Here is a 19,333-nt window from a genome sequence, read left to right as displayed (position 1 = left end):
ACGCAAATTATGCTCACCCGCCTGCGCGAAATAGTCGAAAAGGTGGCCAGTGCTCCGCGTCTTAATGAAGCGCTGAATATTCTGGTTACTGACATCTGTCTTGCGATGGATACAGAGGTCTGCTCGGTTTATCTGGCCGATCATGACCGACGTTGTTATTACCTCATGGCGACGCGGGGGCTTAAAAAACCGCGCGGTCGTACTGTCGCACTCGCATTTGATGAAGGTATCGTCGGCCTGGTTGGCAGGCTGGCGGAACCTATTAACCTCGCTGATGCGCAAAAACACCCCAGTTTTAAATACATCCCCTCGGTAAAAGAAGAACGCTTCCGTGCCTTCCTCGGGGTGCCGATCATTCAGCGTCGTCAACTGCTGGGCGTCCTCGTTGTACAGCAGCGCGAACTGCGCCAGTACGATGAAAGCGAAGAATCTTTCCTGGTGACACTTGCCACGCAGATGGCAGCGATTCTGTCACAATCTCAGCTTACCGCCCTGTTCGGCCAGTATCGCCAGACTCGAATTCGTGCGCTACCGGCGGCGCCGGGCGTGGCGATTGCCGAAGGCTGGCAGGATGCGACGCTACCGCTGATGGAGCAGGTGTATCAGGCCTCGACGCTGGATCCCGCTCTGGAGCGTGAGCGCCTGACCGGTGCGCTGGAAGAGGCGGCAAATGAGTTTCGCCGTTACAGCAAGCGGTTTGCCGCTGGGGCGCAGAAAGAGACCGCCGCGATATTCGATCTCTATTCGCACCTGCTTTCCGATGCCCGCCTGCGACGCGAGCTGTTTGCCGAAGTGGATAAAGGGTCTGTGGCCGAATGGGCGGTCAAAACGATCATCGAAAAGTTTGCCGAACAGTTTGCCGCGCTGAGCGACAACTATCTCAAAGAGCGTGCAGGCGACCTGCGTGCGCTGGGCCAACGCCTGCTGTTCCATCTCGATGATTCCATACAAGGGCCAAATGCCTGGCCAGAACGCTTCGTGCTGGTGGCTGATGAACTCTCGGCCACCACGCTGGCGGAACTGCCGCAGGACCGGCTGGCGGGCGTTGTTGTCCGCGACGGGGCGGCCAACTCCCATGCCGCGATCATGGTCCGTGCCATGGGGATTCCCACCGTGATGGGCGCCGATATTCAGCCATCGGTGCTGCACCGGCGTACGCTGGTGGTGGATGGCTACCGCGGTGAGCTGCTGGTCGATCCTGAACCGGTATTGATCCAGGAATATCAGCGGCTTATCAGCGAAGAGAACGAGCTCAGCCGACTGGCGGAAGATGACGTCAATTTACCCGCACAGCTGAAAAGCGGTGAGCGGATCAAAGTTATGCTGAACGCGGGACTCAGCCCGGAACATGAAGAAAAGCTGGGCAGTCGTATCGACGGCATTGGCCTGTATCGCACCGAAATTCCCTTCATGCTGCAAAGCGGTTTCCCTTCGGAAGAAGAGCAGGTGGCGCAGTACCAGGGCATGTTGCAGATGTTTAATGACAAGCCGGTGACGTTACGAACGCTGGACGTTGGCGCGGACAAACAGCTGCCGTACATGCCAATCAGCGAGGAGAATCCCTGCCTGGGCTGGCGAGGCATCCGCATTACGCTCGATCAGCCGGAAATCTTCCTTGTCCAGGTGCGGGCGATGCTGCGCGCCAATGCGGCGACGGGCAACCTGAGTATTCTGCTGCCGATGGTAACCAGTATCGATGAGGTGGATGAAGCGCGCCGCCTGATTGAACGTGCGGGCCGCGAAGTGGAAGAGATGATTGGGTACGCGATCCCGAAACCGCGTATCGGCATCATGCTGGAAGTACCGTCGATGGTCTTTATGCTGCCGAATCTGGCGAGTCGTATCGATTTTGTCTCCGTCGGGACTAACGATCTGACCCAGTACGTGCTGGCGGTGGATCGCAACAATACGCGCGTTGCCAGCATTTATGACAGTTTGCATCCAGGAATGCTACGCGCGCTGTCGATGATTGCGCAGGAAGCTGAGCGTAGCGATATCGACCTGCGCGTATGTGGCGAAATGGCGGGCGATCCGATGTGCGTCACCATCCTGATTGGACTGGGTTTTCGCCATCTTTCAATGAACGGTCGCTCTGTGGCGCGCGTAAAATACCTGCTGCGTCGCATTGATTACGAAGAGGCAAAAATCCTTGCCCAACGCAGCCTTGAGGCACAACTGGCAACGGAAGTGCGCCATCAGGTGGCAGCGTTTATGGAGCGTCGCGGCATGGGCGGCCTGATTCGAGGGGGGTTGTAAAAGCGCTATACAGATCTTTTACATCTTCCCGACAGCCTCACAGAACCTCGTATGCTATCATTCGCTCCTTTGGAGCGCCTGTAAGTAGTGGGTGCGCATATCGCTTGCTGAGTTTTTTCAGCGAAATAACAAGAACTTGTGGTGACAGATGACCAGTAGCTATCTGCATTTTCCGGAATTCGATCCGGTCATTTTCTCAATTGGACCCGTCGCACTTCACTGGTACGGTTTAATGTATCTGGTCGGCTTTATTTTCGCGATGTGGCTGGCGACGCGCCGAGCCAACCGTCCGGGCAGTGGCTGGACCAAAAATGAAGTCGAAAACTTACTTTATGCAGGTTTCGTCGGGGTCTTCCTCGGGGGGCGTATTGGCTATGTACTGTTCTATAACTTCCCGCTGTTCCTGGATAATCCGCTGTACCTGTTCCGCGTCTGGGACGGAGGTATGTCCTTCCACGGTGGGCTGATTGGTGTGATTCTGGTGATGATTATCTTCGCCAAACGCACGAAGCGCAGTTTCTTCCAGGTCTCTGATTTTATTGCGCCGCTGATCCCCTTTGGGCTGGGGGCCGGGCGTCTGGGCAACTTTATCAATGGCGAACTGTGGGGCCGTGTCGACCCGAATTTCTCTTACGCCATGCTGTTTCCCGGGTCGCGCACTGAAGACATTCTGCTGCTGCAAACCAACCCGCAATGGCAATCTATTTTTGATACCTACGGCTCTTTACCGCGCCATGCGTCTCAGCTCTATGAGATGGCGCTGGAAGGCGTAGTGCTGTTTATCATTCTTAACCTGTTTATTCGTAAACCGCGTCCGATGGGGTCAGTCTCCGGGCTGTTTTTGATTGGCTACGGCGCGTTTCGTATCATTGTTGAATTCTTCCGTCAGCCGGATCAGCAGTTCACCGGTGAATGGGTACAGTACATCAGCATGGGACAGATCCTCTCGATTCCGATGATTGTCGCTGGTGTGATCATGATGGTTTGGGCCTATCGCCGTCGCCCACAGCAACACGTTTCCTGAGGAACCATGAAACAGTATTTAGAACTGATGCAAAAAGTGCTGGATGAAGGCACACAGAAAAACGACCGTACCGGAACCGGAACGCTTTCCATTTTTGGTCATCAGATGCGTTTTAACCTGCAGGAAGGATTCCCGCTGGTGACGACAAAACGTTGCCACTTGCGCTCCATCATCCACGAGCTGCTGTGGTTTCTGCAAGGTGACACCAACGTGGCCTATCTGCACGACAATAACGTCACCATCTGGGACGAATGGGCGGATGAAAACGGCAACCTGGGCCCGGTGTATGGCAAACAGTGGCGCGCCTGGCCAACGCCGGACGGTCGCCACATTGATCAGATCACGACGGTGCTGAACCAGTTGAAAAATGATCCTGATTCGCGCCGTATCATCGTTTCGGCGTGGAACGTCGGCGAACTGGACAAAATGGCGCTGGCGCCATGCCACGCGTTCTTCCAGTTCTATGTCGCGGACGGCAAGCTCTCTTGCCAGCTGTATCAGCGCTCCTGCGACGTGTTCCTCGGCCTGCCGTTTAACATCGCCAGCTATGCGTTGCTGGTGCATATGATGGCGCAGCAGTGCGATCTGGAGGTCGGCGATTTCGTCTGGACCGGTGGTGACACGCATCTGTACAGCAACCACATGGAGCAGACGCATCTGCAACTGACTCGCGAACCGCGCGCACTGCCGAAACTGGTGATTAAACGTAAACCTGATTCCCTCTTCGATTATCGCTTCGAAGATTTTGAAATCGAGGGTTACGACCCGCATCCGGGGATAAAAGCGCCGGTTGCTATCTGACGGCTTTATCCTGTCATAACCGACGCCTTTGCGCGTCGGTTTTTTTTACCCAAATTTTGGTTTTTCGGCGCAGGTTCCTGAAATGATGCAACCTGCTGTAACAGAGTAAATTTCTTTCGTAAAGCGCCGAAAAACCTGAATTCTCGCCTCGTGTTAACCTCCCGACGCGTCATACTGCCGTCATGAATACACAGCAGGGCTATACGCTCATCGAAACGCTGGTCGCGATGCTTATTATTATCAGCCTGAGTGCAACAGGACTCTATGGTTGGCAGCAGTGGCAGCAACAGCAACATCTCTGGCAGACCGCCTGTCAGTTGCGCGATTTCTTGCTGCAGCTACGGGAAGATGCCAACTGGCATAACCGCGATCACATCATTACCGCCATCAGGGAGGACGCGTCATGGTGTCTTGTCAGTTCGACAGCCTCACGAAATACCTGTACGCCGCGCTCGGCGTTCGTTTTTGTGCCGCTCTGGCACGATGTCGAGCTCGTCGGGATTACAGCTTCACTGACGTTTTATGGTCAGCGCAATACCGCGTGGCCGGGGAATATCCGACTGAAAAATTCGACAGGCGAATGGCGGGTAGTGGTTTCACCGTGGGGACGCATCCGCTTGTGCGAGCGCGACGATACCCAGGGTTGTCGGTGAGTGAACGCGGTTTCTCTCTGCTTGAGGTGCTGATTGCAATGGCGATCAGCAGCGTACTGTTGCTGGGAGCCGCCCGTTTTTTACCGGCATTACAGCGCGATATTTTGCAGCAGACCCGCAGACTCGCGCTGGAGGATGACATGTGGCAGCGGGTGTACACCATTGCGAAACACCTCCAACGCGCAGGATATTGCCACGGTAGCTGTAGTGGTGATGGAGTAAACATTACCAACGCGGGACAGTGTGTCATCGTTCAGTGGGACGCCAACGCGAATGGCGTCTGGGAAAGCGAGCCGGTAAAGGAAGCTGAACAAACCGGGTTTCGCCTGAATGATAACGTGCTGGAGACGCAGCGCGGCGCGAAAACGTGCAGTGGAAAAGGATGGGATAAAATGACCGATCCTGACGTCGTACACATTACGGCATTTGAGGTTGTGCCTCAGGATATCGCGGGCTTTGCACCCGAATTGACCATACATCTGCGCGGCATTAGCCGGAGGGATCCGCAAACCGTGGTCGATGCACGCTACAGCGTTACCGGGTTTAATTTATGAACCACGAACGGGGCGTCTCCTCTCTGGCGCTGGTTCTGCTGCTGTTGGTCCTCGGCAGCTTACTGTTGCAGGGCGTTAACCAGCAGCAGAGCAGTTTTGCTTCACGGGTGACGATAGAAAGTCAGGCTCTGCAACGCCAGGCTGTCGTACAGTCAGCCATGGAGTGGGGCAGGATGCAGCCATGGTCGATAAGCTCGGATAAACCGTGTCGGTACTACGGGGATGCCAATGTCCCCGTCTGCCTGCGCAGACTCGCCAACAGTCGCGCTTTGCTTATTGCCAGCTATCAGGGAACCTCCCTATGGCGAGAAGGCGAGCAACAGGAGGAAAACGTCGTCTTTTCTCTTCATGGCTGGAGCGATTTCTGTCCGCTACGGGAGGTCGCGCTATGCCAGCTCCCCTGAGCCGCCAGTGCGGATTTAGCCTGCCAGAGGTGATACTGGCAATGGTTCTTATGGTGATGGTGGTGACGGCGCTTTCCGGATACCAGCGCGCGCTAATGAACGGTTTTTTCATCAGGAGCCAGTACCTGCAACTCTGGCGTCAGGGCTGGCAGCAGACGCAACTGCGTTCGTTTTCGCCACCTGTTAACTGGCAGGTTAACCGGATGCAGACAACGCAGGCGGGATGTGTCAGCATCAGCGTTACGCTATCTTCACCTCAGGGCAGGCAGGGGAAAATGACGCGCCTGCACTGCCCAAACCGTTAGTTGCCAGGAGTCTCTATGTTAAGGGTCTACCACTCAAATCGTCTGGATGTGCTGGAAGCATTGATGGAGTTCATCGTCGAGCGCGAGCGGCTGGACGATCCTTTTGAGCCGGAAATGATTCTGGTACAGAGTACCGGGATGGCGCAGTGGCTACAGATGACCCTTTCGCAGAAATTTGGTATCGCCGCCAACATAGAATTCCCACTCCCGGCAAGTTTTATCTGGGAAATGTTCGTCCGCGTACTGCCGGAGATCCCCAAAGAGAGCGCTTTCAGCAAACAAAGCATGAGCTGGAAGTTGATGACGCTGCTCCCGCAACTGCTGGATCATGATGATTTCGCGTTACTACGCCACTATCTGACGGACGATACGGATAAACGTAAGTTGTTTCAGTTGTCGTCGCGCGCGGCGGATCTTTTCGATCAGTATCTGGTGTACCGACCGGAATGGCTAACCCAGTGGGAAGCGGGGCGAATGGTCGACGGGTTAGGAGAGGCGCAAAGCTGGCAGGCGCCGCTATGGAAAGCGTTGGTGGAATATACCGATGCGCTGGGACAACCGCGTTGGCATCGTGCCAATCTCTATCAACGGTTTATCCAGACTCTGGAGAAGGCAACCACTTGCCCGCCAGGACTTCCTTCTCGTGTGTTTATCTGCGGGATCTCCGCGCTGCCACCGGTATACCTACAGGCACTGCAGGCGCTCGGTAAACATATCGAGATTCATCTGCTCTTCACCAATCCCTGCCGCTACTACTGGGGCGATATTAAAGATCCGGCGTATCTGGCAAAACTGCTGGCACGTCAGCGGCGACACAGTTTTGAAGACCGTCATTTACCGCTGTTTCGTGACAATGCGAATGCCGAAAGTTTGTTTAACGGCGATGGCGAACAGGATGTCGGTAACCCGATGTTGGCCTCGTGGGGGAAACTGGGGCGCGACTATATTTATCTGCTCTCTGAACTGGAAAACAGCCAGGAGCTGGATGCGTTTGTCGACATTACGCCGGATAACCTGCTGCATAACATCCAGGCCGATATCCTTGAGCTGGAAAACCGCGCAGTGGCGGGCGTGAGTCTGGAAGAGTATTCCCGCAGTGACAATAAGCGACGCCTTGATCCAAACGACACCAGCGTCACCTTCCATGTCTGTCATAGCCCCCAGCGTGAAGTTGAAGTCCTCCACGATCGTCTTCTGGCAATGCTGGAGGCAGACCCAACGCTCACCCCGCGTGACATCATCGTGATGGTGGCGGATATCGACAGCTATAGCCCGTTTATTCAGGCCGTCTTTGGCAGCGCCCCTGCGGAGCGTTATCTACCTTATGCGATTTCCGATCGTCGGGCGCGTCAGTCACATCCGGTGTTGCAGGCCTTCATCAGCCTGCTGTCTCTGCCTGACAGCCGTTTTGTTTCTGAGGACGTGCTGGCGCTGCTGGATGTCCCGGTGCTGGCGGCACGCTTCAATATCAGCGAAGAAGGATTGCGTTACTTGCGGTTGTGGGTCAATGAATCGGGCATTCGCTGGGGTATTGATGACGACAACGTGCGCGAACTGGAACTTCCGACAACGGGACAGCATACGTGGCAGTTTGGCCTGACGCGCATGCTGCTGGGCTATGCCATGGAAAGTGCGCAGGGTGAGTGGCAGTCCGTTCTGCCTTACGATGAGTCCAGCGGACTCATCGCCGAACTGGTAGGGCATCTGGCGTCGTTACTGATGCAGCTTAATCTCTGGCGTCGTGGCCTGGCACAGGAACGTCCACTGGAAGAGTGGCTGCCAGTGTGTCGCGAGATGCTCAACGATTTCTTCCTGCCTGACGCTGAAACCGAGGCGGCCATGACGCTGATTGAGCAGCAGTGGCAGGCGATCATCGCCGAAGGTATAGAGGCTAAGTATGGTGATGCGGTTCCGCTATCCCTGTTGCGCGATGAACTGGCGAAGCGGTTGGATCAGGAGCGAATTAGTCAGCGCTTTTTAGCCGGGCCGGTAAACATCTGTACGCTGATGCCGATGCGCTCCATTCCTTTCAAAGTGGTCTGTCTGCTGGGAATGAACGACGGTGTTTATCCGCGCCAGCTTGCGCCGCTCGGTTTTGATCTCATGAGCCAGAAACCAATGCGTGGGGATCGCAGTCGTCGTGATGATGATCGTTATCTGTTCCTTGAAGCCTTAATTTCTGCCCAGCAGTCGCTTTACATCAGCTATATCGGGCGCTCGATCCAGGATAACAGCGAACGGTTTCCTTCCGTGCTGGTGCAGGAGCTGCTCGATTACATCGGACAAAGCCACTACCTGCCGGGTGACGACGCGTTAACCAGCGATGAGAGCGAGAAACGAGTGAAAGCGCATATCGCCCGCCTGCATACCCGTATGCCGTTCGATGCGCAAAACTTCCTGCCCGGTAAACAGCAGAGCTACGCCAGCGAATGGCTACCGGCGGCAAGCCGTCGTGGAGAAGCCCATAGCGATTTTGTGCAGCCGTTAGCCTTTGATATGCCAGAGACGCTGAGTCTGGAAACGCTGCAGCGCTTCTGGGCGCATCCGGTGCGGGCGTTTTTCCAGCAGCGTCTGCAGGTTAATTTCCGCTCCGAAGAGCGTGAGATCCCGGACACCGAACCGTTTACCCTGGAAGGGCTGACCCGTTATCAGCTCAACCAGCAGTTACTGAATACGCTGGTTGAACAGGATGATGCCGAACGTCTGTTCCGTCGCTTCCGTGCGGCGGGGGATCTGCCGTATGGGGCCTATGGCGATATCCTCTGGGAAGCTCAGCATCAGGAAATGCAGACGCTGGCGGACAGGATCGTGGCTTGTCGTCAGCCGAGCCAAAGCCTGGAGGTTGATCTGCACTGCAATGGCGTACAGTTGACGGGCTGGCTGCCGCAGGTGCAAGAAGATGGTCTGTTGCGCTGGCGGCCTTCGTTAATCAGCATTTCACAAGGCGTGCAACTTTGGCTCGAACACCTTGTCTATTGTGCCTGCGGAGGAAAAGGTGAAAGCCGGCTGTTTTTGCGAAAAGACGGAGAGTGGCGATTCCCACCGCTGGAGCAAGAGCAGGCATTGGGGTATCTGGCGCAACTGATTGACGGATATCGCGAAGGGATGTCCACACCGCTACTGGTGCTACCGGAAAGCGGCGGCGCGTGGATAAAAACCTGTTATGACGCGGCAAATGATGCCATGTTAGATGACGATGATACGCGTCAAAAAGCCCGCGTGAAGTTTATGCAGGCTTACGAAGGCAACATGGTTGTGCGTGGCGAAGGCGAGGATATCTGGTATCAGCGCCTGTGGCGACAACTGGACTCTGAAACCTTTGAGGCCATTATTTTGCAGTCACAACGTTACCTGCTTCCGCTTTTCAGATTTAATCAGTCGTGATGATTGTATAAAAATTGCGCAATTTTGATGCTTCCTTTATGATGCGTTGCCCTGCTCAGAGAAGCATCCAATGTGTCTTTGCGCAGAAAGAAAGTTAATGATGAGGTTCTTGAATGCCCCGCAGCACCTGGTTCAAAGCGTTACTGTTGTTGGTCGCCTTTTGGGCGCCTTTAAGTCAGGCAGATACCGGTTGGCAGCCCATTGCGGAAACCATCCGTAAAAGCGACAAAGATACCCGCCAGTATCAGGCCGTCCGTCTCGATAATGGTTTGGTGGTATTACTGGTATCCGACCCGCAGGCGGTGAAATCGCTTTCTGCGCTGGTGGTGCCCGTGGGGTCTCTGGAAGATCCCGATGCGCATCAGGGGCTGGCACATTATCTTGAACACATGTGTCTGATGGGATCGAAAAAGTACCCACAGGCCGATAGCCTTGCGGAATACCTCAAATTGCACGGCGGCAGCCACAATGCCAGCACCGCGCCGTACCGCACGGCGTTCTATCTGGAAGTGGAAAACGACGCGCTTACTGGTGCCGTTGACCGCCTGGCCGATGCCATTGCTGAACCGTTACTGGATAAAAAATATGCCGAGCGTGAGCGCAATGCAGTAAACGCTGAGCTGACGATGGCGCGTACCCGTGACGGGATGCGAATGGCGCAGGTGAGCGCGGAAACCATCAACCCGGCTCACCCCGGTTCACGTTTTTCCGGCGGCAACCTGGAAACCTTAAGCGACAAACCGGGTAATCCGGTGCAACAGGCGTTGCGCGATTTTCACAGCAAGTATTACTCCGCCAATCTGATGAAAGCGGTTATCTACAGCAATAAGCCATTGCCGGAACTGGCAAAGATTGCTGCAGAGACCTTTGGGCGAGTGCCCAACAAGAATATCGAGAAGCCGGAAATTACCGTTCCGGTCGTCACTGATGCGCAGAAGGGCGTTATCATCCATTACGTACCTGCGCTGCCGCGTAAAGTGCTGCGCGTTGAGTTCCGAATCGACAACAACAGTGCGCAGTTTCGTAGTAAAACCGATGAACTGATCACCTATCTGATCGGTAACCGTAGCCCGGGTACGCTTTCTGACTGGCTGCAAAAACAAGGGCTGGTGGAAGGTATTCGCGCGGACTCCGATCCGGTAGTCAACGGCAACAGCGGTGTGTTAGCCATTTCCGCTACCCTGACCGACAAAGGGCTGGCGAACCGCGAAGAAGTGGTTGCGGCTATTTTCAGCTATCTCAATCTGTTACGCGAAAAGGGCGTCGATAAACGCTACTTTGACGAGCTGTCGCATGTGCTTGATCTGGACTTCCGTTACCCGTCGATCACCCGTGATATGGATTACGTCGAATGGCTGGCGGATACCATGATCCGCGTGCCGGTGGCGCATACTCTGGACGCAGTGAACATTGCTGATCAATACGATGCGAAAGCCATTCAGGCGCGTCTGGAGATGATGACGCCGCAAAATGCGCGAATCTGGTACATTAGCCCAAAAGAACCTCACAACAAGACCGCTTACTTTGTTGATGCTCCTTATCAGGTCAATAAAATCAGCGAGCAGACGTTCAGCGAGTGGCAGAAGAAAGCGCAGGAGATAGCCCTGTCTCTGCCGGAACTGAACCCTTACATTCCTAGCGATTTCACGCTGATCAAGCCGGAAAAGAAATACGACCGTCCGGCGCTGATTGTCGATGAGCCTAATTTGCGCGTGGTATACACCCCGAGCCAGTATTTCGCCAGCGAACCGAAAGCGGACGTGAGCGTCATTCTGCGTAATCCACAGGCGATGGACAGCGCCAGAAACCAGGTCATGTTTGCGCTGAACGATTATCTGGCGGGAATTGCGCTCGATCAGTTAAGTAACCAGGCGGCGGTGGGCGGCATCGGTTTCTCAACCAACGCTAACAATGGCTTAATGCTCAATGCTGACGGCTATACGCAGCGTCTGCCGCAACTTTTCCAGGCATTGCTTGCAGGTTATTTCAGCTATACCGCAACTGAAGAGCAGCTTGAGCAGGCGAAATCCTGGTATAGCCAGATGATGGATTCTGCCGAAAAGGGGAAAGCCTACGAGCAGGCGATTATGCCGGTGCAGATGATCTCTCAGGTGCCTTATTTTTCCCGTGACGAACGGCGTGCACTGCTGCCGTCGATCACCCTGAAAGAGGTGATGGCCTACCGTGAAGCATTGAAAACGGGCGCTCGTACGGAGTTTCTGGCGGTTGGCAACATGAGCGAAGCGCAGATCACGACGATGGCGCGGGATATCCAGAAACAGCTGGGGGCGAACGGTTCCGAATGGTGTCGCAACAAAGATGTGCTGGTGGATAAGAAGCAGTCTGTCATTTTTGAAAAAGCGGGCAGCAGTACCGACTCCGCGCTGGCGGCAGTCTTTGTCCCTGCCGGTTATGACGAGTATGCCAGCTCGGCCTACAGCGCCATGCTGGGCCAGATTGTCCAGCCGTGGTTCTACAATCAACTGCGAACGGAAGAGCAGTTAGGGTATGCGGTGTTTGCCTTCCCGATGAGCGTCGGACGCCAGTGGGGAATGGGTTTCCTGCTGCAAAGCAGCGATAAACAGCCGCCGTATCTCTGGGAACGCTACAAGGCGTTTTTCCCCACGGCGGAAGCAAAACTGCGGGCCATGAAACCGGAAGAGTTCGCCCAGATTAAACAGGCGATCGTCGCGCAGATGTTGCAGGCACCGCAAACGCTGGGTGAAGAAGCGTCGAAATTAAGCAAAGATTTCGATCGCGGCAATATGCGTTTCGATTCACGTGATAAAATTGTGGCTCAGATAAAACAGCTGACGCCGCAAAAACTTGCTGATTTCTTCCATCAGGCGGTGGTCGAGCCGCAAGGCATGGCGGTACTGTCGCAGATTTCCGGCGGTCCAAACGGGAAGCCGCACTATGTGCACCCGGAAGGCTGGAAAGTGTGGGACAACGTCAGCGCGTTGCAGCAAACTTTGCCCCTGGTGAGAGAACAGAATGAATGATGTCGCCGAGTCCCTTGATCCCCTGCGCTTGCCCCTCACGGGCGAGCGCCTGATTGAAGCCTCTGCGGGCACCGGCAAAACCTTTACTATCGCGGCGCTCTATCTGCGCCTGCTCCTCGGGCTCGGCGGGTCTTCCGCCTTTCCCCGTCCCCTGACCGTTGAAGAACTGCTGGTGGTAACCTTTACTGAGGCCGCCACCGAAGAGTTGCGCGGGCGTATCCGCAGTAATATTCATGAGCTGCGTATCGCCTGCCTGCGCGAATCGACTGACAACCCCCTTTATGCCCGTCTGCTGGATGAAATCGACGATAAAAAGCAGGCGGCGCAGTGGCTGCTGCTCGCCGAAAGACAGATGGATGAGGCGGCGGTATTCACCATCCACGGTTTTTGTCAGCGCATGCTGAGTCTGAATGCCTTCGAATCCGGCATGTTATTTGAACAACAGCTGATCGAGGATGAATCGCTTCTGCGTTATCAGGCCTGTGCGGATTTCTGGCGCCGTCACTGTTACCCCCTGCCGCGTGAAATTGCCGAGGTGGTGTTTGAAACGTGGAAAGGGCCACAGGCGCTGCTGGCGGATATTAACCGTTACCTGCAAGGGGAAGCGCCGGTTATCAAAGCGCCACCGCCGGATGACGAAACGCTGGCGTCCCGTCATCAGCAGATCGTGCAGCGAATCAATGCGCTTAAGCAACAATGGTGTGATGCTGTGGGTGAACTTGAGGGATTGATGGAAGCCTCAGGCATCGACCGGCGTAAATTCAACCGTGGCAACCAGGGCAAATGGATTGAGAAGATCAGCGCCTGGGCGCAGTCCGCAACGCAAAGCTACCAGTTGCCAGAGGCACTGGAGAAATTCTCTCAGCGTTTCCTTGAGGACAGAACCAAAGAAGGCGGCGTTGTGCCGCAGCATCCGCTGTTTGTCGCGATTGATGAATTACTGGCGGAACCGCTGACGCTCAGAGATCTGATGATCACCCGCGCGCTGGCGGAGATCCGTGAAACGGTGGCGAAAGAAAAACGCCGCCGGGGTGAACTGGGGTTTGACGATATGCTCAGCCGACTGGATAGCGCGTTGCGCAGTGAAAGCGGCGATGCGCTGGCGGCGGCGATCCGTACCCGCTTCCCGGTAGCAATGATCGATGAGTTCCAGGATACCGATCCGCAGCAATACCGTATTTTCCGTCGCATCTGGCAGCATCAGCCAGACACTGCACTGCTACTGATTGGCGACCCGAAGCAGGCGATTTATGCGTTTCGCGGCGCGGATATTTTTACCTATATGAAGGCCCGCAGTGAGGTCAGCGCGCACTATACCCTCGACACCAACTGGCGTTCCGCACCAGGCATGGTGAACAGCGTCAACAGGCTGTTCGGCCTGATGGATGACGCTTTCATGTTCCGCGAGATCCCGTTCCAGCCGGTGAAATACGCCGAAAAAAACCAGTCGCTGCGTTTTGAATTTTACGGCGAAACTCAGCCCGCAATGACGATGTGGTTGATGGAAGGAGAAAGCTGCGGAATAGGCGATTATCAAAGCTATATGGCGCAGGTGTGTGCTGCGCAGATCCGCGACTGGCTGAAGGCCGGGTTGCGTGGAGAGGCGATGCTTATCAGCGGCCACGACGCGCGTCCGGTGAGCGCGGCGGATATCAGCGTGCTGGTGCGTAGCCGCCAGGAAGCGGCGCAGGTACGCGATGCTCTGACACAACTGGCGATTCCGTCCGTCTATCTTTCCAACCGCGACAGCGTGTTTGAAACGCTGGAAGCGCAGGAGATGCTCTGGCTTCTACAGGCGGTGATGGCGCCGGAAAAAGAAAATACGCTACGCAGCGCGCTGGCGGCCTCAATGATGGGGTTGAACGCGCGCGACATTGACATGCTCAATGGCAATGAAAACGCCTGGGATCGGGTGGTTGACGAGTTTGTCGGCTACCGTCAAATCTGGCAAAAACGTGGCGTGATGCCGATGCTGCGTGCGCTGATGTCAGCGCGACAGATTGCGGAGAACCTGCTGGCAACGGCGGGAGGTGAGCGTCGCCTGACCGATATTTTGCACATCAGTGAGCTATTGCAGGAGGCCGCTTCGCAACTGGAAAGCGAGCATGCGCTGGTGCGCTGGCTCTCGCAGCATATTCTTGAGCCTGACAGCAATGCTTCCAGCCAGCAAATGCGTCTGGAAAGCGACAGCCATCTGGTGCAGATCGTCACCATCCACAAGTCAAAAGGGCTGGAGTATCCGCTGGTCTGGCTGCCGTTTATCACGAATTTCCGCGTTCAGGATCAGGCGTTTTATCACGACCGCAACTCGTTTGAAGCAGTTCTGGATCTGAGCGAGGCGGACGAAAGCGTGGCGCTGGCGGAAGCCGAAAGGCTGGCGGAAGATTTGCGTTTACTGTACGTGGCGCTGACGCGTTCAGTCTGGCACTGCAGTCTGGGCGTCGCACCTCTGGTTCGTCGTCGGGGCGATAAAAAGGGCGATACCGATGTGCATCAGAGCGCGCTGGGGCGTCTGCTGCAAAAAGGCGAACCGATGGATGCCGCCGGGCTACGCTCGGCGATAGACGCAGTTTGCGATGAGAACATCGTCTGTCGTATCCCGGACGCGGTCAGTATGGAGCCGTTGCCTGGCACCGTTGCGAGCGAGGCGTCTCTGAATGCCCGACGGGTACAACGAACGCCGGGCGACAACTGGCGGGTGACCAGCTATTCCGGCCTGCAACAGCGTGGTCACGGCATCGCACAGGATCTGATGCCGCGACTGGATATCGATGCGACAGGCGTGGGTGAAGTGGTTGAGGAGCCGGAACTGACGCCGCACCAGTTCCCACGCGGCGCATCGCCAGGAACATTTTTACACAGCCTGTTTGAAGATCTCGATTTTACCCAGCCGGTTGAGGCTGCCTGGGTGCAGGAAAAACTGGAGCTTGGTGGCTACGATGCCGACTGGGAACCGGTCATCACCGCGTGGGTGACGGCGATTCTCCATGCGCCACTCAATGAGACTGGCGTCAGTCTGAGCCAGCTTTCTGCGCGTGAAAAACAGGTCGAGATGGAGTTTTATCTGCCCATTAGCCAACCGCTTATTGCGGAAAACCTGGATGCGCTGATCCGCCAGTTTGACCCGCTCTCGGCGGGCTGTCCGCCACTGGAGTTCACCCAGGTTCGCGGGATGCTGAAGGGCTTTATCGATCTGGTATTTCGTCACAACGGGCGCTATTACCTGCTGGATTACAAATCGAACTGGCTGGGAGAAAACAGCGCCGCTTACACCCCAGAGGCGATGGCGGCGGCCATGCAGGCGCATCGCTATGATTTGCAGTATCAGCTCTATACCCTCGCGCTGCACCGGTATCTGCGCCATCGCATCGCAGATTACGACTACGAGCGCCATTTTGGCGGCGTGATTTATCTGTTCCTGCGCGGCGTGGACAGCAAACAGCCGCAGCAGGGGATTTACACCACACGCCCGGCGGGTGAGTTGATTACCCGGATGGACGAGATGTTTGCCGGGGTGGCGCTGGAGGAGGCATCATGACGCTACAGAAGCGATTACTTGAGGCCGTCGGGCAGAAGCAACTGCGCCCGCTGGATGTGCAATTCGCGCTGGCGGTGACCGGCGAACATGAACCTGCCGTGACGCTGGCAGCGGCGTTACTCAGCCGGGATGCCGGAGAAGGGCACGTCTGTTTACCGCTTTCTCAACTGGCGCTGAATGCAGATAATCCCCCTTTCTATTCTTCATGCCTTAGCGACATTGGCGAACCCGAAAACTGGGAAGAATGCCTGCTCGCTTCTGACGCCGTGAGTCATGGAGAGCGGCCATCGCCGATGGTCCTTCATGGCGACCGTTTGTACCTGAACCGGATGTGGTGCAACGAACGTACCGTTGCTCATTTCTTTAGCGAGGTGAATCGACCCATTGAGGTGGATGAAACCTTGCTGACGCAAACGCTGGAAGCGCTGTTCCCGACGACAAACGAAATCAACTGGCAAAAAGTCGCCGCGGCGGTCGCGCTGACCCGCCGTATTTCGGTGATTTCAGGCGGGCCGGGAACGGGGAAAACAACCACCGTGGCTAGGCTGTTGGCGGCGCTGATCCAGATGGAGGAAGGCGAGCGTTGCCGTATTCGCCTGGCGGCGCCGACGGGTAAAGCAGCGGCGCGTTTGACGGAGTCCTTAGGCAAGGCGCTGCGTCAGTTGCCGCTGACGGATGAACAAAAGAAACGTATCCCGGATGATGCCAGTACTCTGCACCGGTTGCTGGGCGCGCAACCCGGTAGTCAGCGTTTACGCCATCACGCGGGCAACCCGCTACATCTGGATGTGCTGGTGGTGGATGAGGCGTCTATGATCGACCTGCCGATGATGTCGCGCTTGATCGACGCATTGCCGTCGCACGGGCGTATCATTTTCCTTGGCGATCGCGATCAGCTTGCTTCGGTCGAGGCGGGGGCGGTGCTGGGGGATATCTGTGCCTGGGTGAATGCGGGCTATACCCCTGAACGGGCACAGCAACTGGCTCGCCTGACGGGGATGCCCGTTCCGGCAGGTGCTGGAGAAGACGCCGCCACGCTACGGGACAGCCTCTGTCTGCTGCAAAAGAGCTACCGTTTTGGCAGCGATTCCGGCATCGGGCAACTGGCGGCGGCGATTAACCGTGGCGATAAGGCGGCGATAAACGACATTTTCCTGCAAGGCTTCAGCGATATCGATAAACGGACGCTGGAGAGCAGTGAAGATTACACCGCCATGCTTGAAAACGCACTGGCAGGTTATGGACACTATCTGCAACTGCTTCAGGCGCGCGCGGAGCCTGCATTAATCATTCAGGCATTCAATGAGTTCCAACTGCTGTGCGCGCTGCGCGAAGGGCCGTTTGGCGTGAGCGGACTGAATGAACGTATCGAACTGGCTATGCAGCAAAAGCGCAAAATTCATCGCCTGCCACATTCCCGCTGGTATGAAGGACGGCCAGTGATGATTGCCCGTAACGACAGCGCGCTGGGCTTGTTTAACGGCGATATCGGTGTGGCGCTCGATCGTGGGCAAGGATTAAGGGTCTGGTTTGCGATGCCGGATGGCAGTATTAAGTCTGTGCAGCCCAGCCGCCTGCCGGAGCATGAAACGACCTGGGCAATGACGGTGCACAAATCTCAGGGCTCGGAGTTCGATCATGCCGCGCTGGTGTTACCCACGCAGCGCACGCCGGTGGTGACACGGGAACTGGTGTATACCGCCGTGACCCGCGCACGTCGCCGCCTGTCGTTATATGCCGATGAACGCATACTTGGCAGTGCGATTGCCACCCGAACCGAACGACGCAGTGGGCTGTCGACGTTGTTTAAATGAGAGGTTGCCGGATAAGCCATTTGCGTCGCTATCCGGCAATGCGATAACCGCTACCCCAGATCCGCCATCAGGACTTTGGATTTCCGCTGATAGTTGTACATCTCTTTTTTACTTTCCGGCAGCAGGTCGATATCCACCGGCGTGAAGCCGCGTTCCTGGAACCAGTGAATGCTGCGGGTCGTCAGGACGAACAGCTTGCTCAGGCCAATCTGCTTCGCCTGGGCGGCGATCCGCTCCAGTAGCACTTCTCCCCTTGAAGAACTGCGGTAGTCCGGATGGACAGCCACGCAGGCCATTTCGCCGATTTTTTCTTCCGGGAAGGGGTACAGTGCGGCACAGGCGATGGTCATATTATCGCGCTGGATAATGGTGAACTTGTCGATCTCCATTTCCAGTTGTTCGCGTGAACGACGCACCAGAATGCCCTGCTGTTCCAGCGGGCGGATCAGCTCCAGGATCCCGCCGATGTCGTTAATGGTGGCGCGGCGGATCTGCTCGGCGCTTTCCATCACAATTTGTGTCCCGATACCGTCGCGCGAAAACAGCTCCTGCAACAGTGCGCCATCTTCCTGATAACTGATCAGGTGACAACGACGGACGCCGCTGCGACAGGCTTTCACCGCGCCACGCAGAAAGCGTACGGTACCCGAGTTGTAATCGCCTTTTTCTTCCTGTGCTTCTACGCGCGCCTGGGCCTCGTTCGGGAACAGTTCGGAGACGATATCACCGTCGTCGTTGGTCACCCCTTGCGAAGAACAGAATCCGATCATCTTTTCGGCTTTCAGTTTGATCGCCAGTTGTGTGGCGATCTCTTCTGAAGTCAGGTTAAAGCTTTCGCCAGTGACAGACACCGCAACGGGGCCCATCAGCACAATGGCGCCGCTGTCCAGTTGACGATGGATCGCCTCTTCATCGATGCGACGGATACGTCCGCTGTGGCAGTAATCTACGCCGTCATCGACGCCCAGCGGCTGCGCAATGATAAAGTTGCCGCTGACCACGTTGATATGCGCCCCCTGTAGCGGCGTATTGTTCAGGCTCATCGACAGGCGAGCGGTGATATCCAGTTGCAACGTTCCCGCCGCCTGCTTTACCAGCTCCAGCGTTTTGGCGTCGGTGACGCGGGTATTTTTGTGATACATCGGCTCATGGTGATGAGTGGCGAGGTTGGCGTCAATTTGCGGACGCGCGCCATAAACCACGACCAGGCGAATGCCGAGGCTGTGAAGAAGCCCAATGTCATTGACGATGCTGGAAAAGTTTTCATGCTCAATGGCTTCGCCGCCGAGCATAATGACAAACGTTTTTCCCCGATGGGTATTGATATAGGGAACAGAATGGCGGAATCCCTGTACCAGTTCGGTTCTACGCTCCTTCACCACGGCATATCCTCATTGCATGATTATTCGTAATTAGTGTATTTTTATTCTGTTTTTCCGCCGCGCGCAAGTGCAAATTTTGACCCTGACAAAGTTTTTTCTCAGTAATACCGTGAATACAATAAGAATGTTTACCCTTTTATAGATGACAGATTATGCGTCATTCGTTAAAGTTTCCGGTCAATTTAGACGTTTACTATCTCATCACCAATACGTTTT

At 55.8% G+C, this 19,333-nt stretch carries 12 protein-coding genes; 11 read left to right on the top strand and 1 reads right to left on the bottom strand.

Annotation, left to right across the window (positions count from 1 at the left end):
• The first annotated feature begins 9 nt into the window (after window positions 1-9).
• The 11 genes from ptsP (at window position 10) to recD (ending at window position 17,735) form a co-directional block, all read left to right on the top strand.
• Complete coding sequence (gene ptsP, locus OGW13_RS24905) at window positions 10-2,256, top strand: phosphoenolpyruvate--protein phosphotransferase (RefSeq protein WP_044254183.1); 2,247 nt, start codon at window positions 10-12, stop codon at window positions 2,254-2,256.
• Window positions 2,257-2,404: 148 nt separating this feature from the next.
• Complete coding sequence (gene lgt / locus OGW13_RS24900) at window positions 2,405-3,280, top strand: prolipoprotein diacylglyceryl transferase (protein ID WP_287116610.1); 876 nt, start codon at window positions 2,405-2,407, stop codon at window positions 3,278-3,280.
• 6 nt (window positions 3,281-3,286) lie between these two features.
• Window positions 3,287-4,081: a thymidylate synthase gene (thyA, locus tag OGW13_RS24895; protein ID WP_042999473.1), complete on the top strand. Its 795-nt coding sequence runs from the start codon at window positions 3,287-3,289 to the stop codon at window positions 4,079-4,081.
• Between the two features lie 182 nt (window positions 4,082-4,263).
• The gene (locus tag OGW13_RS24890; RefSeq protein ID WP_042999474.1) at window positions 4,264-4,734 is read left to right on the top strand and encodes a prepilin peptidase-dependent protein; all 471 of its coding nucleotides are present in this window, start codon (window positions 4,264-4,266) and stop codon (window positions 4,732-4,734) included.
• Window positions 4,725-5,288: a prepilin peptidase-dependent protein gene (locus OGW13_RS24885; RefSeq protein ID WP_042999475.1), complete on the top strand. Its 564-nt coding sequence runs from the start codon at window positions 4,725-4,727 to the stop codon at window positions 5,286-5,288. Before OGW13_RS24890 ends, OGW13_RS24885 begins: the two co-directional genes overlap by 10 nt.
• Window positions 5,285-5,692, top strand: coding sequence for a DUF2509 family protein (locus OGW13_RS24880; protein WP_109739440.1), 408 nt, complete (start codon window positions 5,285-5,287; stop codon window positions 5,690-5,692). Before OGW13_RS24885 ends, OGW13_RS24880 begins: the two co-directional genes overlap by 4 nt.
• Window positions 5,677-5,997 carry a prepilin-type N-terminal cleavage/methylation domain-containing protein gene (locus OGW13_RS24875; RefSeq protein WP_054176844.1) on the top strand — a complete coding sequence of 107 codons (321 nt, stop codon included), beginning with the start codon at window positions 5,677-5,679 and terminating at the stop codon, window positions 5,995-5,997. Before OGW13_RS24880 ends, OGW13_RS24875 begins: the two co-directional genes overlap by 16 nt.
• Window positions 5,998-6,012: 15 nt before the next feature.
• Window positions 6,013-9,381, top strand: a complete 3,369-nt coding sequence (gene recC, locus OGW13_RS24870; protein ID WP_109739439.1) for an exodeoxyribonuclease V subunit gamma — start codon at window positions 6,013-6,015, stop codon at window positions 9,379-9,381.
• Between the two features lie 113 nt (window positions 9,382-9,494).
• Entirely contained in the window at window positions 9,495-12,383 is a 2,889-nt protein-coding gene (ptrA, locus tag OGW13_RS24865) for a pitrilysin (protein ID WP_287116609.1), read from the top strand.
• Window positions 12,376-15,921 (top strand): exodeoxyribonuclease V subunit beta, encoded by a 3,546-nt coding sequence (recB, locus tag OGW13_RS24860; protein ID WP_125339096.1) that lies wholly within the window; start codon window positions 12,376-12,378, stop codon window positions 15,919-15,921. Before ptrA ends, recB begins: the two co-directional genes overlap by 8 nt.
• A complete protein-coding gene (recD, locus tag OGW13_RS24855; protein ID WP_156595740.1) occupies window positions 15,918-17,735 on the top strand; it encodes an exodeoxyribonuclease V subunit alpha in 1,818 nt (605 codons plus the stop codon). The genes recB and recD overlap by 4 nt, the downstream gene beginning before the upstream one ends.
• A gap of 50 nt (window positions 17,736-17,785) precedes the next feature.
• On the opposite strand, the gene argA is transcribed toward recD, so the two are convergent.
• A complete protein-coding gene (gene argA / locus OGW13_RS24850; protein WP_042999482.1) occupies window positions 17,786-19,117 on the bottom strand; it encodes an amino-acid N-acetyltransferase in 1,332 nt (443 codons plus the stop codon).
• Between the last annotated feature and the right edge of the window lie 216 nt (window positions 19,118-19,333).

It is taken from the genome of Citrobacter sp. Ca225, from assembly GCF_030337175.1.
Classification (GTDB): Bacteria; Pseudomonadota; Gammaproteobacteria; order Enterobacterales; family Enterobacteriaceae; genus Citrobacter_A; species Citrobacter_A amalonaticus.
This window is presented reverse-complemented; position numbering and strand designations above follow the sequence as displayed.